The following is a 17,581-nucleotide window of genomic DNA, read 5'->3' as shown; positions in this document are numbered from 1 at the left end:
CATTGAAGCAAAGCGGCTCCGAAAGGCTGCTGCCTATATCCTCAAGCCCGTCACCGGCCTTGGCCGCTGGCGGGCTTTTTTATCGCGCTGCACGGGGCGGGCAGACGCTTGAGCTGCCGGGCCAGCCTTTTCAAATACAGCGCCTGAAGCAGGAAAACCAAGCCATACAGGCCCGGCAGCAGGATGATCTCGAACGGATAGCCGCCCAGGCGGGCGATGTAGACGACCACAAGCGCAAGGCCCAGCCCCGAACCGATCAGCGAAACCCAGAAGCGGCGAAGCCTGCGGGCGAGATCGCCTCCGTACAGCGTCAGCGCCGCCGCCGTGATCAGCACGCAGAGATTGTAAAAAAGCTGGCGGTTGATCGGGAAAAGGAGCCTCTTCGAAGAGGCATAGCTGATCGTCCACTCCTCCAGGGGCAGGCGGTCGAGCTTCACCCGGCAGACGCCGTCCTCGCAGCGCAGCGGCACGTTGCTATGCAGCCTCCAGCCCCAGCTATCCGGCAGCCGGGCCTCCAGCTCGACTTCAGGCTGCCCTTTCCAATAGGCGGCCGGCGAAAGATAGTACCGATTCGCCCCGACCGCAGTCGCCACCGAGATCGTCTCCATCCCGCCCTGGTCGCGGTAGCGGATGGACAGGCGCTTCGTTTCGCCGGGAGCGAACGTCAGCGAGTAGCGCGAGCCCGCAAGCGTGAGCAGCTCGGAGGGAGGCGGGAAGGCGCGTCCGTCGATCGGGTCGATAATCGTCTCATCGTTGCGCCGGCTGTTCATCATCCCCTTCAGCGAAGCCGGATCGACCGCCTGCGCGGGCAAAAGGCCGCCGTCCGCCTCGCGAACGTCCACGCTCTGCTGCCCCGGTCGGACGAACAGCATTTCGACGCTCTGCCTCGCTTCGCTCTCGTTCTGGAGCTCGTACTCGACGGACACCTCGGCTTCTTCGTGCGCCTCGATGCCGGCCGGCAGCTCGAGCACGACCTTCTCGCGCACGAGCCGGATCGTCTCGGAGGGTTCGAATGTCAGCGGTCCGAAGCCTGGGGCAGCTTCCCGGACCGGCCCTCCGTTGGCGGCGGCAGGCTCAGGCGCAAGCGCGGCGCTTGCCGCGAGCAGCAGGATCAGCGCAAGCGGCGCCCGCCGCAAGGCCGCGAGAATGCGCCAAGCCTTCGACAAGCCTCCCGATGCGCCGCCATCCGCAAAGCCGCGCAAGCCTCTCCCCACGCCTCGGCGCGGAGCCTCCTCCGCAAGCCCGCGCGCCGCGCCGACCTGCGCCCGAGACGGCAAGCCTTGCGCCGCGTCCGCCCCTTTTGCCGCAATCGCCATCCGCGCCCTTTGCTGCATCCACCGTCCGCCCCTTTTGCTGCATCTGCCATGCCCCTTTTGCCGCATCCGGCCGTCCTCCTGTCCCTTACTCCTCATCCCGGCGCTCCCGCTTCGGCAGCCGCTTCTCCAAAAAGACGAGCGTCAGCCGTTCGTCGACGAGCCTTTCCTTGAAGGGCTCGTAGCCGAGCTTGCGGTAGAACGCCAGATTTTTCATGCTGCGATGGCCCATGAACAGCTCTGCGCGCGCCGCATCCGGCCAAAGCCGCTCCGCCTCCAGCAGCAGCCGCTTGCCGAGGCCTCGGTTCTGGGCGGACGGATGCACGATCAGCTTGCCGATGCGCACGCTGTCCCCGTCGCGCTTGGCGCGGACGGAGCCCACGATGTCGCCGCCTTCCACGACGATCAGCACGACGCCCTCCCGATGATCCTGCTCCAGCTCCTCCAGCGTCTGCGTCAGCGGGGGGATCGCCATGCCGTCATACAGCTCGGCCTCGCTCAGATAAGCGAGCCTCTGCAGCGAAAGGATGGCCGGCAGGTCCTCCCGTTTCGCTCGTTCGATCATCCGTTCTCCTCCTCCTGGATCGATTGCGGCCATCCCGGCCGGCGGATGGTCCGGATGCCGCTTCCATCTCTTCCAGTATATCGAGGATTTCCCGCTTGCCTAGAGCGCTTTGCGCTGGAATCTCCCGCTGCGAGGAGTGCGGCGCCCATGCCGATCGCACGTCAAAAAGCCGGCCCCCGAGGGCAATGCCATCAAGTCAAGCTGATCTTGATGGCATTGCCCCTGAGGGACCGGCTTGGCGACAAGCTTGAAGCCGCTCGCAGACGCCTGCGAGCGGCTCCTGCATCGGCGCTGCCCTGGCGGCGGCGAGGCCGGCTCGCCTCAGCGGCAGGCGAGGCCGCCGCTGGCGCTCAGCGCCAGCCGCCGCCGGGCGCCTGCTGCGGCGCATACGCCGCTGGCGAGCCGTAGCTCCGCTGCGCGTACGCCGCGGACGCTCCGTAGCCCTGCGGCGCGTAGGCCGCCCAGCCCTGCTGCGGCTGCCCGTAGCCGGCGTAGTAGGCCGCCTGCGGCGCATACGCCCGGGCGGCGGCCGCCTGATGAGCCGCGTAGCCGGCCGCATACGGCTGGCCGGCCTGCGCGTAGGGCTGGCCGTACGGCGGCTGCGCCTGGAAAGGCGACTGGCCGTACACATAGGCCGGCTGGCCCGACACGCCGGTGCCGGCCCAGGAAGGCGCGGTCCGGTAGGCGGAGATCGCGCCGACCGTCGGCGCGTCCTCCAGCTCCTCCGCTCCCTGCGGCCCTCGAGCTCCTTGAGCTCGCGTCTCCCTCGCCCCCTGCGGGCCTTGAGCTCCTTGAGCTCGCGTCTCCCCCGCTCCCTGCGGCCCTCGAGCTCCTTGAGCCCGCGCCTCCGCAGCCTGCCCTTCCTCCCCGCTCTCGCGCGCCTGCTTGCAGCTGTCGAGCGGACCGATCGCGACGGTCTGCTTGATCGGCGCGATCGCTTCCTTCCATTTCGCCTCGTCGAGGCAGTACGTCTGGGCGATCGCCTTGGCCGGCGTCAGCCGCAGGATGTCGGAGCCGAGGATGACCTGCGGCGTCGGCGCGTCGAAGATCGCCAGAATATGCGTGTCGTCCGAAGTCGCCTCCTCGAAGTGCCACCAGCCCTGCGGCACGATGACGACCTCCTGCGGCACGATCGGGATGGAGATGAGCTTGTTCGTGAACGGATTGATCATGCTGACGGTCGCGCTGCCCGAGATCAGATAGACGAGCTCCGAGGCGTTCTGATGATAGTGCGGCTCGACATAATGCCCCCGGCTCAGGAAGATGTCCAGCAGCGAGGCCGAGCCGAGCGTCGGCAGCTGCTTGTAGCCGAGGATGTTGATGTAGTTGCTCGCGTTCGTCTTGAACGCCGTGCTCTTCTTCATGTCGAACGAGAACTTGAGATCGGGATCCGTATAGTCCATGTACGAGACGGTCATGTTCCCCATCCTTCCCCCTGCGTGATGCCTACTGAAAAGGATATGAAGCTCGGAGTCCGTCCCATTCCCGCCACCCGTCCATTCGGCTGCAGCCGGACCGGCTTTGCTCTGCCTAAGGCAGCAGCTCGCGCACGGCGACGTCGTCGATGCGGATCGCATGCGGAGCGTCCGGCGTCGCGGCCGCGCCGTCGACGACGTTGCCGAGCAGGAACTTGAGCTCTACCGTGCCGTCTGCCGCGGGCGTGACGACGACGCGGTGCACGCGCGCGCTGTCTCCCGTCAGGCGGACCGCCGACTTGCCGACGCCGGCCGCGCCCGTCCATTCAAGCTCGATCGGACGGTCGGCGTCGCTCCATGCGCGGAACGTCAGCTCGTAGCTGACCCCGCCTTTGAGCTTGAGGCCGCCTTGGATGAGCTGGCTCGACCAGCTCACCGGCACGTTCCACTGCGGATGGATGCCCCCGTGGTAGAAAATGTCGATCTTCGCCGCCCCGTCCTCCACGGCGAAGGCGGAATCTCCGCCTTCGCCTTTCCAGTACGTCCAGCCGGCCTCGCCGCTTGCGAACGAGCCGTTCGCGAGCAGATTGCCGTCCGCCTCCATGACCGGCTGCCGGACGGAGGCGTCGGCATAGCCTTCCGCCTGCACCGTCACCGTCGCCGTGCCGGCCGAAAGCCCGGCTGCCGGCAGCAGCCGCAGCACGCCCGGCTCCAGGACGTAGGCGTCCGGCGCCAGCGTCCTTCCGTCCGCCGCCACCGAGCGGACCGCCGCCCGCCAGTCGGCATCGTCGGCGAACGTCAGCTGCAGCTCCGAGCCGGCATAGTTGCCGTCCAGGTCCTCGTTCAGCCGCACCGGCCGCTTGAACGGAGCGTCGGCGACCTCCAGCACGACGTTGCCGATCCAGACCTGATGGCTTCCCGCCGGCGTGCCGGGCAGCCTGCCGAGCAGGAACTTGAGCGCGAGCGTCTCGTCGGCGGTCGGCCGGAACGTGTAGGCGAAGCGCTGCCAGTCGCCGGTCAGCGCCTTCTCTCCGGAGTCGAAGCGCCGCGCGTAGGAGGCGTTCTCCAGCGTCGCCTGCAGCGGCCGCGCCTCGCTCGCCTTGGCGTCGAACTCCAGCTTGTAGGCGAAGCCTTTCTTGAGGCTCAGGCTGCCTTGGTTCAGCATGACGTTCCAGCTCTCGCTCCCGGCATTCGAGATGTCGATGCGTGCCGCGCCGCCATCCGCCGCGAAGGTCGCTCCGGCTCCTTGGACGAACGGCTCCCACGAAGCCAGGCCGCCGCTGAAATCGCCGTTCTGCAGCGGGAACAGATCCACGCCGGAGTAGTCGACGTTGCGGTCCGACAGGCGGAGCAGGCGAACCTCGTCCAGTACGATTTCGCCCGCGGCGCCTCCGAACAGGAAGGACAGTCGTCCCAGCGGATCGCTTTCGCCCGCCGGCATCGTGAAGGCGAGCTTATGCTCGGCCATCGCCGTCCCGGCCGCCATCTCCTGCGAGGCGTACGTCCGGCTGCCGCCCTGGCTGCCGAGCTGCACGCCGACCGTCCGCCCCGCCGTGGAAGCCCGGGCGCGGAACGTCAGCTCATAGTCGTCGCTTTGCAGCAGCTGCAAGCCGTCCTGGCGCAGCGCCGCGTCCTGCGGCGCGCCTGCCGCTGCGGTCGTCAGCCGGACCTCGCGGGCGGACGGATCGACCGATGCGGACGCGCCGGCGGTCGGCGCCGCATCCAGCGTCCAGTAGGTCAGCCGGTCCATCTTGCCCAGCTCGAAGCTGCCGTTGTAGATATGGTTGCCGTTCTCGAGCGGCTCCTTGGCCGCCAGCGGGTCGCGCAGCTGCTCGACCTCCTCCAGGCGGACATTGCCGATCCAGACGTCGCCGGCCGCGAGGCCGACGTTGAACTCGAGCCGCGCCGTGGAGTCGGTCGCGTTGCCCATCGCGAAGCGGTATTCGAACGGCTTGACCTCCGTGCCGAGCTGCGGCGCGAACTGGTCCGTGTAAGCGGCCCAGCCGTTGTCGGCGTCGCCGCCCAGCTTGACGGCGATCGCGCGCGGAGCCGAGGCTTTGGCGTCGAAGGCCAGCCTGTAGTTGCGGCCCTTGACGAGCGTCGCGTGCTGGATCAGCTGCAGCGAATAGTTCTGCTGGCCGCCGTCCGTCGCCGTGATGCGGGCCATCGGCGTGCCGCCGACCGTCTCGATCTTGGCCGTGCCGGCCCCGCCGAATTCGCCGGTGTGCAGGAAGTTCCAGTAAAGCGGATCGAGCGTCGCCCCCGGAGCCGCGACGTCGGTCAGGCCGCGCGCGAATTCCCGGTCATGGATCCAGCTTCCGTCCACCGGCTGCTTGGCGTCTGCCGGGATCGGCTCCTTGACCCCGCTCGGCTCCTGCGGCGTACGGTAATCGCGGCCCGTCAGCTCGTACGCGCGGACGTAGTCGACCTCGACGCGGCCCGGAAGGTCGGAGTCCTGGGGCGTCCGGCCGCCGTCGTAGTTGCCGCCGACCGCCAGGTTGACGATGAGGTGGAACGGCTGGTCGAACGGCGCCGGGAACGCGTACTTGTCCGGCTGCCCGACGCCTTGGCTGCTCCACTCGTTCTGCGTCTGGTACAGCTTGCCGTCTACGTACCAGCGGATCTCGCCGGGCTCCCACTCCACGCCGTACGTGTGGAATCCAGTGATGTCCTCGCCTTCGGGGAAATGGTACTCCTTGCCGGTGTAGCGGTTGTCCGGCCAGGTCTTGCCGTGGTGGAGCGTGCCGCCCACCTCGCCGAGCAGCCGGCCGCGCGCCTCCATGATGTCGATCTCGCCGGAGGACGCCCAGACGCCGTAGACGCTGTCCTGCGGCATCATCCAGAAGGCCGGCCACAGTCCCTCCCCGGCCGGCAGCTTCATGCGCGCCTCGAACTTGCCGTACGTCTGGCTGAACGTCGGCGACGTCCACATCCGGCCGGACGTGTACGGCTTGCCGCCGACGCTCTCCTTGCGCGCCTCGATGACGAGCTTGCCGTCCTCGACCTTGATGTTCTCCTTGCGATAGAACTGCTGCTCGTTGTTGCCCCAGCCGTCGACGCCGTACTCCGCGCCGTTGCCGAGCTGGTAGCCCCACTTGCTGAGGTCGACGCCGTTCGTATCCGGCTGCGCCGCATTGCCGTCGAACTCATCCGACCAGGTCAGCGTCCAGTCGCTTTCCGTCGGCGTCGAAGTCGGAGCCGGCGTCGGGGATGCGGTCGAGGTGGACGTCGGCGTCGGCGTTGGGGTCGGCGTCGGAGACGCAGACGACGTCGGCGTTGGGGATGCGGTCGGTGCCTGCGTCGGCCAAACGATCGGCGGCGCGGCGCTTGGCGTTGGCGAAAGGCTCGGCGAAGGGCTCGCGGCCTTGCCGCCGCTCACGGCGCCGGAAGCGACCGTACGGCTCTCGCCCGCCGGCAGCGGCTCGCCGTTCAGCGTCACGCCGGTTCCCGCAGCCGTGACGCGCCCTGCGCTGCCCCGGATCGACAGCTCGGAGCCCGCTCCGCCTTGCCCGACCTCCATCTCGCCGACCTCGGCCTGCGGCCCGATCTCGATCGTGGCGCGGCTTTGCGCCTGCAGCCGGCCGACCTCGCTGGAGCCCTCGAGCACGACCCGCACCGGTCCGGACGGCTTGTCCACGACGACTTCGCCCGCCGTGCTGTCCTCGAGATGGATGCTGCTGGCGCCGCCGCCTTGCACGAGGATGCGGCCCTTGACGCGGACGCCCTTCAGCGTCACCTCGCCTTCGCCGATGCCCGGCGCCAGGTACAGGTCGCCCGCCACCGCCGTGCCCTGCACGACGACGCCGCCCGTCTTGACGACGAGATTGCCGGCCTCCGCCTTGGCATGCGTGCCCGGCGCGGCGACGATGTCGCCCGACAATCGGTCCAGCAAAGCGATTGCCTCCTCCCTCGTCACCGGCGCGCCCGGCTTCAGGCTGCCGTCGCCGTAGCCCGACAGGTAGCCGCCGGCGAGCAGCGCCTCCAGCGCCGGCCGGGCGTAAGCCGCAGCCTTGGCTCCATCGGAGAACGCGCCGAGCTTGTTCGCCGTCGGGCCCGCATCCGCCAGTCGGAACAGCTTGGCGGCCAGCACGGCGGCCTCCTGCCGCGTGACGGCAGACGAAGGACGGAAGCTGCCGTCCGGATAGCCGCTGGCCAGGCCCGCGGCGCGCAGCGCCTCGATCGCTCCCGCGTGCCAGGCGCCCGGCTTCACGTCGGCGAAGGCCGCCGACGCCCGTTCAGGCGTCGGCAGGCCGAACAGGCGGACCATCAGCTGCGCCAGCTCGGCGCGCGTCACGGCCGCCTGCGGACGCGCCGCGCCGTCCGGATCGCCCGCCGCCAGTCCGAGCTGCGCCCATTTCGCCATGACCGCATCCGACCATCGGCCGGCCGCTGCTGGGGCTGACGAGGCTGACGGAGCAGCTCCGGCTGTCGATTCGGCCGCCGGTACAGATCCGGTCGCTGCCAGTGCCGCCGCTGGGGCCATCGAGGCCGCGTTCGCGCCTTGCGCTTCTCGTGCTGCAGCTCCATTCGCAGCTGCCGCCCCGATCGTCTGCGCAGCCTGGCCGCTGCTTGGCGCAGCTTGTCCTCCGCCGGCCGGCGCTCCATAGGCCGGCATCGCTCCTGCAGCCACGAGCAGCGCGCACAGCGCTGCAGCGGCCGCTTTCCCTTTTCTCATTCCAATGCCCCCTTCTGATGTTAACGCTTTCATAATGAGATGCTACTTACTATAGAGGAATCCAATGTTGGATTATATCCCCATATTTCAGGTAAGGTGACGGGAGTTCAGATCGCCGCCGACTTTATTCCTGCGCTGTTGAAACGTCCCTCCGAATGTACTCCTTGCTGCCGAACGTCCGTCTTGCCATCTCTTTTCTCACACCCGCCTCGCCTCGTCGCTCCAGCCTCGTTCATCTCGTCCAATCGTCCACCTCGCCCGCCCCACTGATCTCGTTCATCTGTCCACCTTGCCCGCTCCGTCCATCCCGTCCATCCCGTTCATTCGTCCATTCGCCCGCCTCGTCCAACTCGTTCATTCGTCATTCGCACGCTCCGTCCATCTCGTCCATCTCGTTCAATTCGTTCATTCGTCCACCTGCCCCTCGCTCAACTCGTTCCTTCGTCCATTTCACCGGTCTCGCCCACCAAGCTTTTGGTTCCATTCGTCGCTCGTCTCGTTCCTCATGCCATCCCTCCAGCCGCCTGCTGCCTCGTCCGCCTCGCCTGCTCGTCAGCCGTGCCGCTAACGATACGGAGAAGCGCTATTTTGCCCAAAACGAACAGCTGGAAATTCTAACGATACTGAGGCGCGCTATTCGACTAAAATCGGCCAAAATCATCGTTCTGGACTCGAATAGCGCTCGCCAGTATCGTTAGCTGACAAAAAGGCTCGAAAATCAGCAAATAGCGTCTCTGAGTATCATTAGCATTCGCAGGCAGCCCTGGATGCGGCACATCCGAGGCTAGACTCACTGCGCTGCGAAAGAAAAACCTCGGCTTGGCAACCAACAAACAGACGCCCCCCTGCAAGAGGCCGCCCATCATCTGAGCAGGTGCCCCCAGCGGCGCTACCGTTCAGGCGATTGCGGCGGCGCCACCGGCCAGGCGCCCGCAGCGCGACGTCTCCAGCCCCCAGCGACGCCTTCGGCCAGGCGCCCGAAGCGGTGCGACGGCTCAAACCCCTAGCGACGCCTCCGGACAGGCGCCTGCGGCGGCGCGACCGGCTCCGGCCCTCAGCGACGCCTCCGGACAGGCGGCCGCAGCGGCGCGACCGGCTCCGCGGGCGGCGATCGCCACCTCCGCGAACGACAAAAAGACGGCTCCCCTTGCGGGAAGCCGCCCCTCTACGCGCGCATGCATTACGGTCCGTCGACCGTCATTCCGCCGATCCAGCGTTCCGTCGATTCGTCATTCCGCCGATCCAACGATCCGCCGGTCCGTCATTCCGCCGATCCATCATTCCGACGTTCCATCGTTCCGTCGATTCGTCATTCCGACGTTCCATCGTTCCGACGATTCGTCATTCCGACGTTCCATCGTTCCGACGATCCGACGATCCACCGGTCCGTCATTCCGCCGCCCGCCGATCCGTCAGCCCTGCAGCTCGACCGTCCAGCCGAACGGGTCTTCCTTCTCGCCGCGCTGCAGGCCGGTGAGCTCGTCGTACAGCCGCTGCGACAGGTCGCCGGTGCGGCCCTCGTTCACCTTCATCGCCTCGCCCTGCCAGTACAGCTCGCCGATCGGCGAGATGACCGCCGCCGTGCCCGTGCCGAACGCCTCGACGAGCGTGCCGGCCCGATGCGCGTCGGCGACCTCCTGCATGGACAGCTGGCGCTCCTCGACCTCGTAGCCCCAGTGGCGGAGCATCGTGATGACCGAGTCGCGCGTGATGCCGTGCAGGATGCTGCCGTTCAGCGCGGGCGTAACGACCTTGTCGCCGAGCACGAAGAACACGTTCATGCTGCCGACCTCTTCGATGTACTTGCGGTGCACGCCGTCCAGCCACAGCACCTGCGAGTAGCCCTTGGCCGTCGCTTCCTCCTGCGCCTGCAGGCCGGCCGCATAGTTGCCCGCCGTCTTGGCCTCGCCGACGCCGCCCGGCACCGCGCGCACGTAGCCGGACTCGACGTAGATGGAGACCGGATTGACGCCCTCGGAGTAATACGCGCCGACCGGGGACAGGATGATCATGAACTTGTACTGGTGGGAAGGAGCCACGCCCAGCGTCGCCTGCGTCGCGATGACGAACGGACGGACGTACAGCGACGTGCCTTCCTCGGACGGCACCCAGTCGCGCTCGACGACGAGCAGCTGGCGCAGCGCCTCGAGGAACAGCTCCTCGTCGATCGTCGGGATGCTCATGCGCGCGTTGGACAGGTTCATGCGCTTGATGTTGCTCCGCGGACGGAACAGCAGCACGCGGCCGTCCTCGGTCAGGTACGCCTTGAGCCCCTCGAAGATCGTCTGGCCGTAGTGGAACACCTTGGCGGCCGGATCCAGCGTGATCGGCTGGTAGGGCACGATGCGGCCGTCATGCCAGCCCTGCCCCTTGTCGTAATCCAGGATGAACATATGATCCGTGAAGCGGGTGCCGAATACGGAGCCTTGAAGCGACTCCTTGGCCTTCGGCTCCTTGGTGCGCTCGATCTTGAACTCGTAAGCCATCTGCGATCCTTCCTTCCGTCGTCCGCCTCGTGCGGCGTCCGAGCATTCTTCTACTAGTCATCCTACCACTTGATCCCCTATAGTGAAAGGATCGGTTTCATTCAGTTCTCCATACCTTCCGGGTATGGCATTCCGGACGATCGCCCGCAGCCGCCAGGCTTTTCCATTGTTGCCGAAAGGAGTCTTCCGTATGGATATGCGCCAGCTGAATTACTTCGTGACGATTGCCCGCGAAGGCCAGATTACGCGCGCGGCGCGCGCGCTGCACATGGAGCAGCCGCCGCTCAGCCGCCAGCTGCGGCAGATGGAGGAGGAGCTCGGCGTCGTGCTGTTCGACCGCACGGGACGCAGCCTGCGGCTGACCGCCGCCGGCAAGCTGCTGCTCGAGCGCGCGGAGCGGCTCATGCGCGAGTTTTCCGACACGCTGCAGGAGGTGCGGGAGCAGGGCGAGGGCATCCGCGGCGTGCTGTCCGTCGGGGCGGTCGTCTCGTGCATCTCGCTGCTGCCGGATCCGATCCGCAAGTTCCACCGCCAGTATCCCGACGTGACGTTCAAGGTGCATGAAGGGGATCATTTCTCGCTCGGCCAGGAGCTGGACGCGGGCGAGATCGAGCTGATCGTGACGCGCCTGCCGTTCGAGTTCGACTCGGAGCCGTCGGCCTACAAGATCGCTCCGCTGCCTTCGGACCCTTTCGCCGCCATCCTGCCTGCGGGCTGGGCGCCCGAGAGAGGGGGGCCGATCTCGCTCGGCGAGCTGGCGGAGCATCCTTTCCTCACGCTCAAGACCGAGCGCACGACCGCCATGCACGAGAAGCTGCTCCAGCAGTTCCGGCTGGCCGGCTGCGAGCCGCATATCCTGTGCGAATGCTCCAGCGTCGCCGTCATCCTCGCGCTCGTCTCCGAAGGCATCGGGGCGACCGTGCTGCCGCGCTCCGTGCTGGCCTCGTTCCAGATGTCCGGCATCGAGCTGCGCGAGCTCGGCGGCGAGCGCTTCCACTCCGAGGTCGGCATCGTCTGGCGCAAGGACCGGTACCTGTCCAAGAGCGCGGAGCGGTTCATCGCGACGCTGCTTCAGACTTGACCGGAACAGCTGGCCTGGATGATTGTGCAGGTGAAAAAGCCAAAGGCACCCTCGAGGAGGGTGCCTTTGGCTTGTCTGCTATTGTCCGCGATCCGGAACCGCGGCCTAGGCCGCTTGCGGCGCGCTCAGCCGCACCAGCAGCGCGGCGGCTTGCGCCCGCGTCACCGGAGCCGTCGGAGCGAAGCGGTCGCCGCCGATGCCGCCCATGAGGCCGGCCTGCTGCAGGGCGGCCACGGACGGGCGCGCCCACGCCGGGATGCTCGCCAGGTCGGCGTAGTCCGGCCGAGCGCCGGCGGCCGGGCTCAGGCCGGCCGCCTTGGCGGCCAGCACGGCCAGCTCCGCGCGCGTGACCGCGCGGTCCGGACGGAAGCTGCCGTCCTCGTAGCCGCCGATCAGGCCGGCTTCGGCTGCGCCGGCGATGGAGCCGCGCGCCCAGGCCGGAATCTGCGCGGCGTCCTTGAACGCCGCTTGTCCGCCGGCCGACGGAAGCTGCAGCGCCCGCGCCAGCAGCACCGCCAGCTCCGCGCGGCTGACCGAGGCGTCCGGACGGAAGCTGCCGTCCTCATAGCCTTGGGCGATGCCGAGCTGGATCGCCTGCCGGATGCTTGCGGACGCCCAGTGCGTCGCCGGCACGTCCTTGATCGGCGCCGGGGCCGGCGTGGCCGACGGCAGCGCCGATGGCGCCGGGGTCGGGCTGCTCGTCGGCGCCGGGGTCGGACTTGCCGTCGGGCTTGCGCTCGGCAATGGCGTCGGCGTTGGCGTCGGCGTGACGACCGGAGTCGGCGCCGGGGTTCCGCTCGGCGACGTCGTCGGGCTTGCGCTTGGCGTCGCCGTCGGGCTTGCGCTCGGCGATGTCGTCGGACTTGCGCTCGGCGTCGGGCTCGTGCTTGACGTCGGCGTTGGCGATGTCGTCGGGCTTGCGCTCGGCGTCGGGCTCGTGCTCGACGTCGGCGTTGGCGTCGGAGTCGCGCTCGCCGTCGGCGTCGGCGTCGCCGTCTCCGCGTTCGTCTTCACGAACGCCGCGGCAGAGTTGCCGCGTCCCGCCGTGGCGCGGACGGCAAGCTCGTACTTGCCTTTCGGATCGGCTCCTTCGAGCACGTAAGCGTAGGCCGTCTTTCCATCGACATGCGGCACTGTGACCGTCCAGTTCGCGCCCAGCGCGTCGGTGCGCTCATAGAGGCGGTAGGCGGTCGGAGCGGCGCCGGCCGGAGCCGTCCATTCCACCTGCAGCTTGCCGGCCGCGTTCACCGACCAGCGGGCGTCCCGCACCGCCGCCGGAGCGGCGTCCGTGCGCTTGATGCGGTAGGCGTCGTAAGCATCGGTCGTGCCCGCCTCCGTCGTCGTGTACGCCTGGAAGCCGATCGAATCGTCGCTCACCTGCACGCCGGTGAACATCTCCTTGCCCGGCTGCTCGTACTTGGCCGCGTAAGGGAACTCCATGCCGGTCTTGACGTTGTAGCGCTTGTCGCCGGCCGCGTTGGTGATGAGGTACAGCGTGCCCTTCGGATCGACGACCTGTCCGTCCGCATCCGGCAGCTTGTCCTTCTGCGCCTCGCCCCCGAGCATCTGGAAGCTGCGCGTATACGTATGGTCGTGGCCGCCGAGCACGAGGTCGACGCCCATCTCGTCGAACACCTTGGTCAGCTCCGAGCGGAAGCTCACGACGTCGCTGTCCGACACATGGCTCGCGACGGAGTACATCGACTTGTGCAGCAGCACGACCTTCCACTTCTTGTCCGTGCGGGCCGCCTCGGCGCGCAGCCATTCCACCTGGTTGCGGTAGATCTGCTGGTACTCCGCGCTGCTCGCGGCAAGCGAATATTCCGTGTTGATGACCATGAAGTGCGCCGGGCCGTAGTCGAACGAGTACACCGAGCCGTCCGGCTTGGCGCCCGTCTGCGACAGGTTCGGCAGGTTGAAGTGCTGCGTGAAGTTGCCGTAGCTCTTGGACTCGTGGTTGCCGACGAGCGGCACGAGCGGCCGGCTCATGAGCAGCTCCTTGGGCTTGTCGAAGAACCAGGACCACTGCTCCTCGAGGTCGCCGTTGTCCACCAGGTCGCCCGTATTGGCGACGAACGCCGACTGCGGGAACCGGTCCAGCCCTTCCTGAAGCGTATGCGCCCAGGTGACGAAGTCCGCGTCGGTCGTGCCTTGCGAATCCGTCGTATACAGGAACGTGAACGCCTCCGGCTGCGCCGCCTCCGTCCGGAACGAGCCGGTGCCGCTCCAATGGCCGTCTTCCCCGTCGCCGACGCGGAACACATAGTCCGTGCCCGGCTTCAGGCCGACCGCCTTCGCCTTGTGGCTCTGGTAGACCGTCTTCTTGCCGGCGGCTTTGTCCGCCTTGGTCTGGTACGTCTCGACGCGCTCCGCGGAGCCTTCGAACGTCAGCGCCTTGTCCGCCGGGAAGCCGCCTCCCGCCGGAGCGCCGCTCTTCTCGGCGACCTGCAGCTTCGTGCCCGGGTAGTCCTCATAGGTATACCAGGCGACGCCCAGCTCGGTGCGCGGATCTCCATGGAACGTCAGCGCCACCGACTGCGGCAGCGGCGACTGCGGCGGATCGACCGGCGTCTGCCCCGCCGTCTTGTACGCCAGCAGTTCCATGTCGAAGTACAGGTCGGAGCTGCTTTTGCTCTGCTGATGCACCTCGACGGCGATCTCGTTGGCGCCTTCCTTGACGACGCCGGCCAGCTTGTCCGTCAGGTCGACGTCGTAGAACGACAGCGGCGCCGATTTGCCTTCGACCGACAGGGTCGAGTAGCTGATCGGGCCTTCCGGCATGTTGTAGCGGGCGATTTCCGTCCCGTTGACATACAGCACCATGCCGTCGTCGACGCCGAAGCTGCCGACGAAGCGCTTGTAGTCGGCAGCGCCGCTCAGCTGCACCGTCTTGCGGAAATATGTCGTCAGGTACTTGTTGCTGCTGCTGCCCCCGTAGCCGATCGTCGTGGCGATGCCGCCGAACCTCGACGTCGCCGTCTCCGCCCGTACCGGGTAGCCGAGCGGAGCCGTCCCCGCGTCCCATGACGAGTCGTCGTAGACCGCCCTCCAGACGCTGCCCTGATCGGCCGGCGTCACCAGCACCTTCCAGTTGCCGCCCCCTTCGACCAGCTTGAGCGGCGTCTCCTCCGCGGCTTGCGCCGGCTGTGCCCCCGGCCATGCGATGCCGGCCGCCAGCGCGGCGCTCAGCATGATGCCGAGCCCTTTCCGTACCCACTGTCTCATGCGCTTCCTCCTGCCTGTCCGTTGTGGTTGCATCGCCCATTAGCGTACGGGACTTCATTCAGCGGAGGATCAGCGTTTCATGATGCTTTAGTAAAGAAATAAAAAAACGGCCCCCCGTCCTCCGGCCTTAGGGCATGTTGGAAGCACGCCCTAAGCCAGGGTCAGGATGAACCGTTCCAGCTCGTTGGCCATGCCGTACAGGCTGGCCCTCGTCTCGAACTCCTCGCGCGTCTCGGGCAGCGGAAGCTCCTTGTGGTAGTCGCGGATCGAGCGCAGCCGCTCGTGGTAGTCGCGGCCGCCGGGAATCGTGTTCCAGTGGTCGGCCAGATCGTCCAGGAACTCGCCGATGCGGCGGCCCTGCTCCAGCCTCGCGTCGACCTGGGAGACGAGCGGCATCATCGTCTTGAGGATGTCGGCCTGGCGCCTTCGCGTCTCGTAGTAGGTGTAGAACAGGCTGCGCCGGCCGCTGAAGTCGTTCTCCGTCGCCTGCACGCCGAGCGCCCGCGCCTGCTCCAGCAGCTTGTCGAGCTCCAGCAGCTCGCGGCCGTCCCACAGGCTGCTGCCGTCCTTGAGATAGATCGCCAGCTCGCGCAGGATGCGCTCGATGTTGTCCTCGATGCGCCGCCGCAGGGTCATCACCTGACGCTCGATGCCCGGCATGTACAGGTTGACGACGAGCGACAGGCCGAGGCCGATCGCGATCAGCGCCAGCTCGTTGCCGATGAACGAGAGCGTCAGGTCGCCGTGGATGTACACATGCATCATGATGACCGAGCTGCTGGCGATGCCGCCGGTGCAGCGCAGCCCGACGCACAGCGGGATCAGCACCAGGTAGATGGGCACGAACAGCAGCGCGTAGTAGCCGGCCAGCTCGAAGGCCAGCCCCGAGACCGCGATGCCGACGAGGCAGGCGAGCAGCCGCTCCCAGATCGCGTTGAACGACTGGCGCCTCGTCTTCTGGATGCAGAGCAGCGTGAGGATGCCGGCGGAGGCGAAGTTGAGCAGTCCGAGCTGCTGGGCGGTCAGCACCGACAGGCTGACGCCGACGGCGGTTTTGAGCGTACGGAATCCGATCCTCATGATTCGCTCCTTGTCTCGTCAAAAATGTCACCCCGATTATAGCATCCGCGAAGTTCCGTGACGAACCGGCGTCTTTCTTCAAAAAATCTGCCCCTGATTCTCGGAATATTCTCCCTTATCTGAAATCTATTTCAGTGGTCCAATAGAGTAGAAGATTCCGCAAGGAAATTCCGAAAGGGGATGGATTGATGAAACGCAAAAGTCTTGCCCTTACCCTGATCCTCATGCTGCTGGTGGCGATCGTGCCGGCAACGGTGTTCGGCGCCGCGGCCTGGACGCCCGGCACCGCCTACAAGGCGGGCGACGTCGTGACGTACGCCGGCAAGGACTACCGCTGCGTGCAGTCCCATACGGCGCTGACCGGCTGGGAGCCGCCGAACGTGCCCGCGCTGTGGACGCCGACGGGCGGCACGACGCCGACTCCGACGCCTTCCGCCACGCCGACGGCCACTCCGACTCCGACCGCCACGCCGACGCCCAAGCCGACCGTGACGCCGACGCCTACCGCGACGGTGACGCCGACTCCGACCAAGACGCCGGTTCCCACCGCTACTCCGACGCCTACGGTCGCGCCGACCGCCACGCCGATTCCTTCGGCCACGCCTTCGACCGGCAAGGTCGTCGTCGGCTACTGGCATAACTTCGACAACGGCTCCGGCGTCATCCCGCTGCGCGACGTGTCGCCGAACTTCAACGTCATCAACGTCAGCTTCGCCGAGACGCTGAGCGACCATGCGACGCTCACGTTCGTGCCGTTCCAGACGACCCCGGCCCAGTTCAAGGCCGACGTCGCCTACCTGCAAAGCCAGGGACGCCGCGTGCACATCTCCATCGGCGGCGCCAACGCCACCGTCGAGCTGAACACGGCGGCAGCCAAGGCCAGCTTCGTCAGCTCGCTGAAGAACATCATCAATACGTACGGCTTCGACGGCATCGACATCGACCTCGAAGGAAGCTCGCTGTCGCTGAACGGCGGCGACACCGACTTCAAGAACCCGACGACGCCCAAGGTCGTCAACCTGATCAGCGCCATCAAGGAGATCATGGCGACGTACGGCTCCGGCTTCGATCTGACGATGGCGCCGGAAACGGCGTACGTGCAGGGCGGCCAGATCGCCTACGGCGGCCCGTGGGGCGCCTACCTACCGGTCATCCACGCCGTGCGCGACCAGCTCGACTACATCCACGTCCAGCATTACAACAGCGGCTCCATGCAAGGACTCGACGGCAAGTCCTACGCCCAGGGCACGGCCGACTTCCAGGTCGCGATGGCCGAGGTGCTGCTCAAAGGCTTCCCGATCGCCGGCAACGCCAGCAACCTGTTCCCGGCGCTGCGCGCCGACCAGGTCGCGATCGGCCTGCCGTCGTCTCCGGCCGCGGCGGGCGGCGGCTACACGCAGCCGGCCGACATCGTCAAGGCGCTGAACTACCTCACCAAGGGCCAATCGTTCGGCGGCCAGTACACGCTGCAGACTCCGGGCGGCTACTCCGGCTTCCGCGGCGTCATGACCTGGTCGATCAACTGGGACAAAACGACGAGCTACGTCTGGTCCAACGCAATGAAGGGCTACTTCGGCTAAAGCGGTTGTTCCCGCCGCTGCGCGAAGCCGCATGTCCATTGCCCGGCCTCTTCCGAGAGGCCGGGCTTTCGCATGATTGCAGCGTCGCCCGGCCATGCCTGGCATAGCCCGACTTGGCTGGCATGGCCCGTCTTGGCTGGCCTTCCCGTTCTTGCGCCGGA

General features: G+C 67.2%; 10 protein-coding genes. 2 read left to right on the top strand and 8 right to left on the bottom strand.

The window, feature by feature from the left end:
* Positions 1 to 50: 50 nt before the first annotated feature.
* The 6 genes from GE073_RS02140 to GE073_RS02120 all read right to left on the bottom strand — a co-directional run bounded on the left by GE073_RS02140 (position 51) and on the right by GE073_RS02120 (position 10,454).
* The gene (locus tag GE073_RS02140; protein ID WP_153782667.1) at positions 51 to 1,334 is read right to left on the bottom strand and encodes a hypothetical protein; all 1,284 of its coding nucleotides are present in this window, start codon (positions 1,332 to 1,334) and stop codon (positions 51 to 53) included.
* Between the two features lie 67 nt (positions 1,335 to 1,401).
* The gene (locus GE073_RS02135) at positions 1,402 to 1,878 is read right to left on the bottom strand and encodes a GNAT family N-acetyltransferase (protein ID WP_101808428.1); all 477 of its coding nucleotides are present in this window, start codon (positions 1,876 to 1,878) and stop codon (positions 1,402 to 1,404) included.
* 350 nt (positions 1,879 to 2,228) lie between these two features.
* Positions 2,229 to 3,296: a cupin domain-containing protein gene (locus GE073_RS25905; RefSeq protein WP_084137381.1), complete on the bottom strand. Its 1,068-nt coding sequence runs from the start codon at positions 3,294 to 3,296 to the stop codon at positions 2,229 to 2,231.
* Positions 3,297 to 3,408: 112 nt separating this feature from the next.
* Positions 3,409 to 7,968: a carbohydrate binding domain-containing protein gene (locus GE073_RS02125; RefSeq protein ID WP_194843247.1), complete on the bottom strand. Its 4,560-nt coding sequence runs from the start codon at positions 7,966 to 7,968 to the stop codon at positions 3,409 to 3,411.
* A gap of 232 nt (positions 7,969 to 8,200) precedes the next feature.
* Positions 8,201 to 8,326 (bottom strand): hypothetical protein, encoded by a 126-nt coding sequence (locus GE073_RS25730; protein ID WP_267238402.1) that lies wholly within the window; start codon positions 8,324 to 8,326, stop codon positions 8,201 to 8,203.
* Positions 8,327 to 9,380: 1,054 nt separating this feature from the next.
* Positions 9,381 to 10,454, bottom strand: a complete 1,074-nt coding sequence (locus GE073_RS02120; protein ID WP_101808426.1) for a branched-chain amino acid aminotransferase — start codon at positions 10,452 to 10,454, stop codon at positions 9,381 to 9,383.
* A 190-nt stretch (positions 10,455 to 10,644) separates the two neighbouring features.
* On the opposite strand from GE073_RS02120, the gene GE073_RS02115 reads away from it, so the two are divergent.
* Entirely contained in the window at positions 10,645 to 11,535 is an 891-nt protein-coding gene (locus GE073_RS02115; RefSeq protein ID WP_028599404.1) for a LysR family transcriptional regulator, read from the top strand.
* A 105-nt stretch (positions 11,536 to 11,640) separates the two neighbouring features.
* Here GE073_RS02115 and GE073_RS02110 read toward each other — a convergent pair whose 3' ends face one another.
* Entirely contained in the window at positions 11,641 to 14,760 is a 3,120-nt protein-coding gene (locus GE073_RS02110) for an S-layer homology domain-containing protein (protein ID WP_153782663.1), read from the bottom strand.
* A gap of 150 nt (positions 14,761 to 14,910) precedes the next feature.
* Positions 14,911 to 15,840: an aromatic acid exporter family protein gene (locus tag GE073_RS02105; RefSeq protein WP_043111469.1), complete on the bottom strand. Its 930-nt coding sequence runs from the start codon at positions 15,838 to 15,840 to the stop codon at positions 14,911 to 14,913.
* Positions 15,841 to 16,028: 188 nt separating this feature from the next.
* Between GE073_RS02105 and GE073_RS02100 the strand changes: the two genes are divergently transcribed.
* On the top strand, positions 16,029 to 17,420 hold the full coding sequence (locus GE073_RS02100) for a carbohydrate-binding protein (protein ID WP_043111468.1): 1,392 nt from the start codon (positions 16,029 to 16,031) through the stop codon (positions 17,418 to 17,420).
* The last annotated feature ends 161 nt before the right edge of the window (positions 17,421 to 17,581 follow it).

The sequence above is a fragment of the Paenibacillus sp. B01 genome (assembly GCF_009649995.1).
Taxonomy (GTDB): domain Bacteria; phylum Bacillota; class Bacilli; order Paenibacillales; family Paenibacillaceae; genus Paenibacillus_O; species Paenibacillus_O pasadenensis.
Note: the sequence above shows the minus strand (reverse complement) of the source record. Positions and strands in the feature narration are given on the sequence as shown.